Source organism: Mesorhizobium sp. M7A.F.Ca.ET.027.03.2.1 (assembly GCF_003999175.1).
In the GTDB taxonomy this organism is placed as follows: domain Bacteria; phylum Pseudomonadota; class Alphaproteobacteria; order Rhizobiales; family Rhizobiaceae; genus Mesorhizobium.
Genome location: NZ_RZOM01001632.1, coordinates 1 through 819, shown reverse-complemented (window position 1 = coordinate 819; position 819 = coordinate 1). Strand labels below are relative to the sequence as shown.

At 66.3% G+C, this 819-nt stretch carries 1 protein-coding gene; it reads right to left on the bottom strand.

Going from position 1 to position 819, the window contains the following annotated elements; translation table 11 throughout:
* Positions 1-79 precede the first annotated feature (79 nt).
* Positions 80-819, bottom strand: a 740-nt coding sequence (gene cobM, locus EN750_RS36945; protein ID WP_127399458.1) for a precorrin-4 C(11)-methyltransferase, incomplete at its 5' end; no start/stop codon positions are given.

Below are 819 nucleotides of genomic sequence, written 5' to 3'. Positions count from 1 at the left end.
AGCCGGCGCGGCTTGAAGTTCAGCCGGGACAAGGCTTTTTCGAGCGTAGCGTTTTCGCCGGTGTTTTTATTGCTGCCGCTCACAATCCGTCCCGTCCGCGAAAACGCCGCTGGTAGTGGGCGTCGTACAATGAACTCTCGCCAAAACCTTCGGCTGCCAGCGAGCGGCCGACGAAGATGATCGCCGTGCGCTCCATCGGATCGGCGGCGAGCAGCGCCTCGATGGTCGCCAGCGTACCGGTCAGCACACGCTCGTCCGGCCAGGAGGCGCGGAAGACGACCGCCACCGGGCAATCGCCGCCATAGTGCGGCGTGAGCTCGGCAACGACGCGGTCGATGGCGTGGATGGCTAGATGAATCGCCAGCGTGGCGCCGGTGCGGCCGAAGCCGGCCAGCGTTTCGCCGGGCGGCATTTTTGATGCGCGTCCGGAGATGCGGGTCAGCACCAGGCTTTGCGCGACTTCAGGAATGGTCAGCTCGCGGCGCAATGCGGCGGCGGCAGCGGCGAAGGAGGGGACGCCCGGCGTCAGCGTGTAGGGAATGCCATGCTTTTCTAGCCGGCGGATCTGCTCGGCGACGGCGCTCCACACCGACAGGTCGCCGGAATGCAGGCGGGCGACATCATGGCCCGATTTGTGGGCCGCGACATACTCGGCCTCGATCTCGTCGAGCGACATCGGCGCGGTGTCGACCAGTTTTGTTCCGGGCGCGCAATGCTGCAAAAGCTCGGGCGCGACGATCGAACCGGCATGCAGGCAGACCGGGCAGCTTGCAAGGAGCTTGGCGCCGCGCAGTGTGATGAGGTCGGCGGCACCTGGAC